The organism is Novosphingobium sp. BF6 (assembly GCF_058273105.1).
Window position 1 is genome coordinate 1,253,910 of sequence record NZ_CM177776.1, and the last position, 10,343, is coordinate 1,264,252.

At 62.9% G+C, this 10,343-nt stretch carries 4 protein-coding genes; 3 read left to right on the plus strand and 1 reads right to left on the minus strand.

Annotated features, from left to right (window positions below):
- Positions 1 to 3,681 (minus strand): PAS domain S-box protein, encoded by a 3,681-nt coding sequence (locus AC4D6D_RS20875; RefSeq protein WP_491327444.1) that lies wholly within the window; start codon positions 3,679 to 3,681, stop codon positions 1 to 3.
- 541 nt (positions 3,682 to 4,222) lie between these two features.
- On the opposite strand from AC4D6D_RS20875, the gene AC4D6D_RS20880 reads away from it, so the two are divergent.
- Genes AC4D6D_RS20880 through AC4D6D_RS20890 form a run of 3 tightly spaced genes read left to right on the plus strand, consistent with a single transcriptional unit; the run spans position 4,223 to position 10,310 of the window.
- Positions 4,223 to 4,951: a hypothetical protein gene (locus AC4D6D_RS20880; RefSeq protein ID WP_491327445.1), complete on the plus strand. Its 729-nt coding sequence runs from the start codon at positions 4,223 to 4,225 to the stop codon at positions 4,949 to 4,951.
- Positions 4,948 to 6,549, plus strand: a complete 1,602-nt coding sequence (locus AC4D6D_RS20885) for an MBL fold metallo-hydrolase (protein WP_491327446.1) — start codon at positions 4,948 to 4,950, stop codon at positions 6,547 to 6,549. Before AC4D6D_RS20880 ends, AC4D6D_RS20885 begins: the two co-directional genes overlap by 4 nt.
- The gene (locus AC4D6D_RS20890; RefSeq protein ID WP_491327447.1) at positions 6,546 to 10,310 is read left to right on the plus strand and encodes an amino acid adenylation domain-containing protein; all 3,765 of its coding nucleotides are present in this window, start codon (positions 6,546 to 6,548) and stop codon (positions 10,308 to 10,310) included. Before AC4D6D_RS20885 ends, AC4D6D_RS20890 begins: the two co-directional genes overlap by 4 nt.
- The last annotated feature ends 33 nt before the right edge of the window (positions 10,311 to 10,343 follow it).

Below are 10,343 nucleotides of genomic sequence, written 5' to 3' on the forward strand. Positions count from 1 at the left end.
TCAATCCTCGATGCTTTCGCGAATCCGCTTCGCCAGCGTGTCCATGGCAAAGGGCTTGGTTATCATCGCCATACCCGGTTCGAGAAAACCGGAGGCAACGGCGGCATTCTCGGCATAGCCGGTCATGAACAGCACTTTGAGGCCGGGTCGGGCCGAGCGTCCGCCGTCTGCCACCTGCCGGCCGTTCAGTCCCGGCAGGCCGATATCGGTGATAAGCAGATCGATACGCCGACCGGATTGCAGGATTTCGAGGCCGGAAGGGCCGTCCACCGCCTCGATCGCCGTATAGCCCAGTTCGTCCAGCACTTCGATGATGAGGCCGCGCACGACGGACTCGTCCTCGACCACCAGTACAACCTCCCCCTCGACGGCTTCCGGAAGGTGAGGGCTTTCGTCCTCGCCGTGCATCCGGTCCTCGACGCCGCGATGGCGGGGCAGGAAGATCTTGACGCTCGTGCCCATGCCTTCCTCGGAATAGATCCGGGCATAACCTTCCGACTGCCGCGCGAAGCCATAGATCATGGAGAGGCCGAGACCGGTGCCTTGGCCGGTCGGCTTGGTGGTGAAGAAGGGCTCGAAGGCCCGGCTTGCCACCTCGCGGCTCATGCCGACGCCGGTGTCGCTGATGGCGATACAGACATAGTGGCCGGGACGCAGGTCGCGTTGCTGGGCGACGTAGTGCTCGTCGAGATGGGCGTTGCAGGTCTCGATCGTCAGCTTGCCGCCGTCCGGCATGGAATCGCGGGCATTGATGACGAGGTTGAGGATCGCGTTCTCCAGCTGGTTGGGATCGCAGCGTGTCTGCCAGAGGCCGCCGGAGAGCACGAATTCGAGGTCGATATGCTCGCCCAGGGTCCGCCGCAGCAGGTCTTCCATCGAGGCGATCAGCGGATTGGCGCGAACCGGCCGCGGATCGAGCGGCTGGCGGCGGGAAAAGGCGAGCAGGCGGTGGGTAAGCGAGGCGGCGCGCTCGGCCGACGTGCGGGCGCCCTGGAGCCAGCGTTCGAGATCGGCGGTGCGCCCCTGCGCCAGCCGGTTGTGCATTACGTCGAGGCTACCGGTAATGCCTTGCAGCAAGTTGTTGAAGTCGTGGGCGATACCGCCGGTGAGCTGACCTACCGCTTCCATCTTCTGGCTCTGGCGCAGGGCATCCTCTACCGCGCGCTGTTCTGTAACGTCGCGGCCGACGGCGTGGATGCGGTCGCCGTCCGGCACGGCGGTCCAGGCGATCAGACGATAGTCGCCGCCGCGCGTGCGGTGACGGTTTTCGAAAGCGACGGTCTCGGCTTCGGCCTCGGCTTCCGGTACGACACTGCCGGCCATGCGCGCCAGCGCCGAAGCCGTCACCGCGCGGTCGTCGGGGTGGATGAAGGCGGCGATGCGGCGGCCCAGCATCTCGCCCTCGTGCCAGCCGAGCAGCCGCTCGGCCGAGGGATTGACGGCGGTTATCATGCCCGAATGATCGCAGACCAACATGAGATCGCGGCTGATCGACCAAAGGCGGTCGCGGTCCTGGGCATAGGCGGCCTCGGCCTGCTTCTGCGCTTCGATCTCGGTATTGGTGCCGATCCAGGCGCTGATCTCGCCGCTCAGATCGACCAGCGGCAGCGCGCGGGAGAGGTGCCAGCGATAACCGCCATGGGCGTCAAGCAGGCGGAACTCGGTTTCGAAGACATGACCGGTGGCCACCGAGCGCGCCCATTTTTCCTGGGTTTCGGCACGGTCCTCGGGGTGGAGTGCCTCAGTCCAGCCCTCGCTGCCCAGGCTCTGGCGAGAGCGGCCGGTGTAGATGTAGACGCGGTCGTTGATCCAGTCGATCCGCCCGTCGGCGCGGGCGGTCCAGACCTGGTTGGGCATGTTCTGGGCGAGAGTGCTGAACTGCGCCTCGCTCTTTTCCAGCGCGCGCTGGATGCGGCGGCGGTCGGTCACGTCCTGCACCACGCCGATCATCCGGGCGGGGCGACCGTGGGCGTCGTATTCGAAATCGGCCTTGCGCGCGATCACCCGTTCCTCGCCGTTGTCGGCACGGTGGATGCGGTACTCGACATCGAGCTGTGCTTCCCCCTGTTTTCGCCGCGACTGCGTTGAGACCAGGTGGTGGTCATCTTTGACGACCAGCTGTTCGATCCGATCGGTTGTGGGGACGCCGCCCGGTTCCTGCGCCGGATCGATGCCGTATATGCGCCAGAATTCCTCGGTGCCGTCGATGCTGTTGGCCGGGATGTCGATCGAGAACAGCCCAACGCCGCCTGCCCGCTGGGCGCGGCGGAGGCGTTCTTCGCTCTGGTTGAGCGCTTCCTGCGCGCGATGCTCCGGGGTGCGGTCGCGCATGAGCTTGACGAAGCCGATCGCTTCGCTTGCCGCATCGCGCAGCGGGGTCATTTCGCTGAGGCCCCAGAACCGCTCGCCAGATTTGCGCAAGTGCCAGCGGGCGTCATGGGCGCGGCCGGTATCCAGTGCCTCGCGCCGCTTGGCGGCGGGGCGACCGAGGTCGCGGTCTTCGGGCGTGAAGAACGTGGCCATCGGCTGGCCCAGCATTTCCGCCTCGCTCCACCCCAGCATCGCGGCGGCGCCCGCGTTCCAGAGCGTGATCCGCCCCTCGGGATCGGTGGCGACGATGCCGTAGTCGATCGCGCTGTCGAGGATCTGGCGGTTGAAGGCCTCACGCTCGCGAAGTTGCCCTTCGGCGCCGACCCGCTGGACATGGGCCCAGGACCGCTCGGTCACTTCGCGGATCACGCCGAGTTCGTAGTCATTCCAGGTATGGGCGTCGCGGTCGTGGATCGCCATCAGCGCGGTGAGGCGACCTTCCTTGACCAGCGGCATGCAGATCGTGGCGATAACGCCGATGTTCTGGAAGGTCCGCGCCTCCTCCGGCGGCAGTTCGCGGCGGTTGTCGGCAATGATGAGCGGGCGTCCGGCATTGAGGTCGCTCACGGCCCGCGCGCCGAAATCGGCGAGGCTGTAGTGCCCCATGATCGAGGAGAGGTCCGGCGCGTGCCAGTCGCCCCGGATGGTGAAACCGTCGCCGTCGGCGTCCATGTCGGCATAGGCGCAGTGCGAGACGCCGAGATGTTCGGCGGTCATCCGCGCGGTGATCGCCAGGATCTGATCCGCGCCGGGACAGTCCCTTACCCTACGGCCGAGGTCGTCGAGGAAACGCAGCCGGGTCTCGCTTTGCAGCAGGGCCTGGCGGGCGGCATGGGCCTCGGTCGTCTCGACCACCACGGCGATCACGCCCGCGGGCTGGCCGTCGTCGCCGGGCACGGGCGAGTAGTCGAGGTTCAGCCAGACCTGTTCCGGATGGCCGTCGCGGTGCAGGGTCAGGACATGGTCGCGGTAGCTGAGTGTCTCGCCCGCAAGGCCGACTTTCATCACGTTGTCGTTGAAGTCGGCCACTTCTTCCCAGCCGTCGCGGACGTTCGAGCCGAGCAGGCGGCTGTCGCGCGCGCCAGCGAAGCGGGAATAGGCGTCGTTGTAGAGCATCACGCCCTGCTCGCCCCAGAGCAGGACAAGCGGCACCGGCGAAGGCAGCATGAACCCCAGGGTCTGCTTCAGGCTGGCGGGCCAGGCCCCGATCGGGCCGAGCGGGGTTGCGGACCAGTCGAACACGGCAATGCGGCGCGCGAGATCACCGCCGCAGGACAGAAACCCCTCGGCATTGCCCGCCATGCCCTTCATCGACCCCATCTCCTGTGCGCCCACCCGTTAACGCCCGCGCCGTTTCATTCCGCCCTTTACCTTCTGCCCCTGCTTACCGGCATAACCGAGGCAATTGCGAAGGGCAAAACACGCCTGCCGGTTCGCGGTTCCCGGATTGGTACATTTCAATGAGATCGCGGTCATGCCACCGCACTTTCGAAGGGCTTTCTCGGCAAGGCGGCTGAGGGGGCAGGTGGGTTTTGCGCGGTCGTTCCGTGGAGCGCCAATTCGCTGTGTGTGGTTCGTCAGTTAATAATGAATCTCGACGATGGCGTGGAAGGCAATGTCGCGCGGGTGCTGCGCGTGATTTGCCGGTTTCATATTAAAAAATAGAAACAACCATTTTGGTGCAAAGTTTATTTTCACTTTAATATTGTGTGATCGATCTATTTCGATAGATTTGCTGAAATTTCTTGATTCGATAAGTAAAATGCGATCTGGAAAATCCTCTTCGTTTTAAGTTTATGAGGGTTTGTTCGTAGATGTAGCCATGGTTCGGTCTTTGCGGGTGAATGGCCATATGCTGACAATTGAAAGCGCTCGATCGTCCAGCGATTACTCGCAAACCGATTGCGAAACGTGGCGACTTCTGGTCGCCCGCCATCACCGCAACGTCTGTGCAAATGCCTGCCGCGAATACCTCTATGGGCTGGAGAAGCTTGACCGTCATGCCAGATCCCTGTCCCGCCTTTCCGCGATAAACAGGCGTTTGCTGTTTCACACGCCTTGGCAACTGACGGCGGCCAGCGGATTGAGTGACGACGCGTTCTTTTTCAGGGAAGTTGCCCGAAAGCGCTTTCCCGTCGCGATAGAGATACGATCGCGCGCCGAACTTGAATTCGCCGCCTTGCCCGACATGTTTCACGATATCTATGGGCATGTGCCTTACCTTCTTACCAGGCGGGGCGCTCTGGCTCATCGTCTGTTCGGGGAAGTGGCGCTCAGGGGAAATTTTGACCGCGATCTGATGCGGCGTCTTGCGGCGCTGTTCTGGTTCACGTTTGAGACCGGCCTTGTCAGGGAGGATGGCCTCGTCAAAGTTCTCGGCGCCGCGATCGTCACGTCCACTGCCGAAATGCGCAATATTCGGGAGGCGGCGGCGAACATTGAAGCGTTCGATCTCGATCGCGTACTGGAAGCGTCCTTCCAGCCCAGGGAGTTGCAGCCGAGGTATTTCGTCCTTTCGTCTTTCGCCGAGGTTTTCTCCGCTCTCAGACGCCTTTCGCCCCGGGTACTCCACCAGGCATGAAAAGCGGGAATCTGTTCCTTCGCCAGGACGTTCAGGCGGAACCGCTGGTGGGCAGGTGGTTCGCATGGACAAACCTGATATCGCCGGGCACTGCGGCCTTTACTGTCGTCGAACGCCAGTTGCGTGCGATGGAATCCTTCGTGAAGTCGCCAGACCTTCATGCGGCATCGCTGCGAAATCCTCTTTTGCGAAGCGGCCCTTTCATCGATCTTTCCGCCGACCTCGTCCCGGAGGTCGCAACTCTTGTCACGCAGACCCGTGAGAGATGCGCCGCGCAAATGGCCTTCACGCAGGCCGTTCGGGATCTGGGCGCGCTGCTACGGGAACAGGGCAAGGGCGGCTCGCTCGAAGCCCTCTACCGCGAAGTGCCGGAAATTTTGCGAGGGCGGGTCGAACTCTATTACGACCGCCACCATCGGCCCGATTTCCGCTTCTTCGAAGCGCTGCTCTACAGCAGTCCCCTGTACGACGACGGGCAGCAGATGCTTTCCCTGAAGATCACGCGGCAGGAGGAAAAGCGGCCGTTCGTCTTTTCGACCCCCCGCCTCCCGGATGCCCGGGCGCTGGACATCCCGATTTCCTTCGCTTCTCCGGCATTGGATACGCTGTTTTCAGCGCGGACGAAGGCCACTTCGCTGGAATGCCTGTGCGATGCTTTCGGCGGCGTGCTTGACGAAAGGCAGGTTGGCCAACTCATGTCGTTGCTGACGGAACAGCCGCCGCCGCCCAGACCTTCCTACCAGGGAAACCGGCCTAGGATCCGCTATTTCGGCCATGCCTGTCTATTGATCGAAGCCGGCGGCATTTCGATTCTCGTCGACCCGCTGGTGAGCTACGGGGGCGAAGAAGGACCCGCGCGCTTCAGTTTTCAGGATCTTCCCGAGCGCATCGACTTCGTGTTTATCACCCATGCCCACCATGACCATGTCGTTCTCGAGACATTGCTGCAACTGCGCCATTGCATCGGCCGGGTAATCGTACCCCGCAATACCGGCGGTTCGTTGCAGGACCCGTCGCTGGCACTCATGCTGGCCGCACTCGGCTTCAAGGACGTTCTAAGCCTGAGCGAACTGGAAAGCGTTCGTCTTGGGCCAGACGGGGAACTGACAGCGCTTCCGTTCATCGGCGAGCATCACGATCTTCTGGTCCAGAGCAAGACGACCTACCACTTGCGCCTGGGCACTGCGACCATGCTGATAGCGGCCGATAGCTGTAACCTGTCGCCGGAGCTTTACCGCAATATTCGTGCACTTACGGGCCCGGTGGATACGCTGTTTCTGGGAATGGAATGCGAAGGGGCTCCGTTGTCGTGGGTCTATGGCGCATTGTTCGATCACCGGACGACCCGTGAAAACGACCAGGCACGTCGCGGGCGCGGCAGCAATGCCGCCGAGGGGCTGGATATGGTCAGCTGTTTCGACCCATCCCGCGTCTACGTCTATGCGATGGGCGCGGAGCCCTGGGTGGGGCACATCCTCGATCTCGAATATCAGGATGGCGATCTGGCGATGGTGGAATCCGACCGTTTCGTAACGGCCTGCATCGCGCAGGGACGTGAGGCCGAGCGTCTGTATCTTCAGCGGGAGATCTGTCTGTGACCGAGACATCGTCGGTTATCCGTGCGTCCGAAGCGTCAGAGCCGCGAGCCGGCAGCGACCTCTTCCTCGGAGGCGGTAGTCCTGCACCCGTTGGCGGTTGGCCGCTTGTCCTTTCGGACGGCAGTCAAGCATTTCTCGACCGGGTCTGCGGTGGTGATCCCCTGTCGGAACTCGCCGTCCTGCAAGGTGCGCTTGCCCTCGTCTTTCATCGCTACGGCGCCTCGCCCGTGGAGTTCGCCGGGCCGCCCCTGGGGGCAGGGCGGGATGCAAGTGCCGAGGACGGTTTCATCCATTTCCGCTACGATATGGATGAGCGCATGAACGGCCGGGAGTGGCTTCTGCAATCTCAGCAAGTCGCGGAGAGCGCTTACGACCGGGAGCCGGCCTCCGTTCGCTCCGACAATGTGGTTGCGCTTGTTTGGGACCGGCGGGTTCATGGTGCGCACGAAAGCGACAGCCCCGATTGCCTGGTGTTTCGTTTCGGCGATGATGGCAAGGGCCAGTATCGCCTCGATGATCCGCAAGGTGTCCTGCCTGAAGGATTTCCCGTGCTGCTGGCCGGTCATCTCGACGTGATCCTGGATGGTCTCGCGAGATTGGAGGTCGAGATTGGCGACATTGCGATGTGCGGCACCAGCGAACGGGAGGAGCTTGCAAGGTTCGGACAAGGCGGGCCGCCAAGCGGGGCCGGCGCCACGCTTGCGGGCCTGTTTCGGCACATGGCCGCCAAGACGCCCCAGGCCGTAGCGCTGATCTCGCCGTCACGGACTCATACTTATGCTGAGTTGGAAGCCGAGGCCTTGCAGCTTGCCGGCCACCTGACTTCGCGTTTCGCTATTGGGAGCGGTGCACGTGTTGCGATCGCGGCGACGCGTTCCAGCGAGACGGTAATCGCGTTTCTTGGGGTATTGCTGTCCGGGGCCAGCGTGGTGCCCTTCGATCCGGCGGCGCCGACCGAGTTCATTTCGGACATTCTGGCCCAATCGGCTGCAAGGGCGGTTCTCGTGCCGCCGAGCCGGGTCGATCTGGCATTCGATCTTTCTGATGCTTCGGTGATCTGTCCGGCCCTGGAGGCCGCCGGGTGGGATACAATACCCGGCGAAGTGCCCTACCTGCCCGCGCCCGACGATCTTGCCGCGGTATATTTCACCTCGGGATCCGAAGGTCGGCCGAAAGGTGTCCTGTTGGGTCATGAAGGACTTGCCAATACCGTTGTCGATCATGTCAGGCAGATGGAAGTGGGGAGCGGGGATCGCTGCCTGATGTTCATGGCTCCGTTTTTCGACGGCGGGCTTCTTGATATCTTCACGCCACTGGCCGCCGGGGCAACCCTGGTCTGTCCGGCCGAGGGTGCCTTGCAGGATCAGGCTGCATTTTTGGCTTGCCTGCGCGAAAACAGGGTCAGCCTGCTGACGGTGACGCCACCGTTCCTGGCTATGCTGACGCCCGAAACTCTTCCGGACCTCAGGGTGGCGATTTCCGCTGCCGAACCGGCACGTGCGCGGGATTTCCTGAGATTGGCCGGAAAACTGTCCCTTTTCAATGGATACGGGCCGACCGAGGCATCAGTCAACACCAGTCTTTATCACGTGCCGCCGGATTTCGCTGCGGCCCGGGTGCCGATCGGACGACCATCGGCGGGCAAATCCGTTGAGATCATCGATCCGCTTGGAAGGGCTGTGCCGCGCGGCGTGATCGGGGAAATGGTGATCCGCGGAACAGGGCTGGCGCAAGGCTATCTTGGCGCCGCCGCATATGACACCGGCGGTTTTTCGACCGGCCCGGACGGTCTGCGGCACTATCGCTCCGGAGATCTCGCCGCATGGGACAGCGAAGGGCAGCTTCACTATCTGGGCCGCCGTGACGAGCAGGTGAAGATCGGTGGCCGGCGGGTCGAACTGGGACAGATCGAACGGGCGCTCTTCGCTATCGATCTTGTCGAGGAAGCGGCGGTCATCCTGACCAAGGGGCGGCTTCAGGGCTTCTTCGTTCCGGCAGATCGCGAACATGCCGGGATCGAGGATGAGGTGCGGCGTGGGCTTGAGAGCAAGCTTCCCGGATACATGATTCCCGCCGAGCTTCACGCGATCGAAGCTATTTCCCGCAAGCCGAACGGCAAGGTCGATCCGTCCGGCCTCGATCGGCAGGCGCAGGCCATGAGAACCGCGCAGGCTGCGTTTCGTGTGACATCGCCGACCGAAGCCGTGCTTCTCGACGTCTGGCGCGAGGCGCTGCAGATCGAAGATATCGACGAGGACGCGGACTTCTTTCGGCTCGGGGGCGATTCCATCCGCATGATCCAGGCCGTCCATTCGCTTCGCGAACGGGGTTTCGAGGTCGATGTGCTGGATCTGCTCGACCACCGGACGCTGCAATCTCTCGCTCGTGCTCTCGACGACCGCACCGCAGGGCAGGCGCCGATCGTCGTCCAGGGCGAACTGGCGCTGAGTGCTACCCAGCAGGCTCGGCTTCCCGCCGGATGGGAGCGTGCATTCCCGATATCGGGAATGCAGCAGCTGATGTTGCGCTGGGCAGAGGAGCCACCCGCGCTTGCGCACGGGGTATATCATTGTCTCGCCCGATGGCGGGTACGCGATGAAGGCCTATCCGGACATGCCTTGTCGCTTGCGGCAAAGGCACTGGTGCGCCGCCATCCGATCCTGCGAACCGGCTTTGCGATCATCGATGACGGTTTAATCGTTCAGGTCGAGCTGCCGGAAGCCGCATTCGATCTGAAAGTCAGTGATCTCACCGCTCTGGCAAAAGATCATCGCATTGCTCGTGCAGCGGAAATCTTTGCGGGGGAGCGGAAGCATCGGTTTCGTCCCGGTCAATGTTCGGGGCCTTTCGCTCGCCTTCATCTCGTTCTGCTCGGCGAGGATGCGTTCGAGATGATATTGGCCGCGCATCATGCCGTGATGGACGGCTGGAGCAGCATTCTTCTCGAGAACGATTTTGCCGCGTTCTACACGGCTGCCAAGCAAGGCGTCCTCGAACTTGCCGAGGTCACTCCGGGACCAAGCTATAGAGAATTCGTGGCGGAAGACGTCCGTGCGGGCCAGTCGAGTGCCGCGCTGGCCTTCTGGCGTGAACGGTGGCGTAGAGCTGCGCCCGTCCCCGCTCCGCAGATCGTGGCCGGGGAAGACCGGGCATTGTTCGCGCGCAAGGATGTCAAAATTCCCGAGGCGCTTGCATCCGCATTGGCGGCTCTTGGGCGCACGCAGGGCATTCGTCCGAAGACCGCCTGCCTGGCCGCTTTCGCGGCCGCACTTGCGCAGGGCAATGGGAAGCCGCCGCCGATCGGCATCGTGGTCAACGGGCGCTCCACGCGGCTGAGCGATCCGCTGGGCGCAACCGGACTGTTCTGGAACGTTGCTCCCTTTGTCCTGGCCTCGCCGCCGCGTCTCGATACCGTGCAAGCCGAACTCGATGCCATGGCGCCGTTCGAAACGTATCCGCTTGCCAGAATGTTGGCAGAGGCGGGCCGCGATCACCTTTTCGATGCCTGCTTCAACTTCATCCAGATGCACCATGCGAAGTCCGGCTTCGGCGGACTGGAAGAAGTCGGGTTCGAGGCGGTGGACCGGTTCCATTACGCCTTTACGCTGTTCGTGGATTACGACCCCGCGGCGTTTCCGGCACGATGCGATCTGCGTCTTGAGTATCGCCGGGAACGCCTTGCCGACGAGGACGCGGATCGCCTCGTGTCGCGTTTCGTGGATGAACTGGCCAATGTTCTGGAAATGGCGCAGATTTCATGAATGGCCATCCTGCGTTCGCGGCTCCGCAGCGCC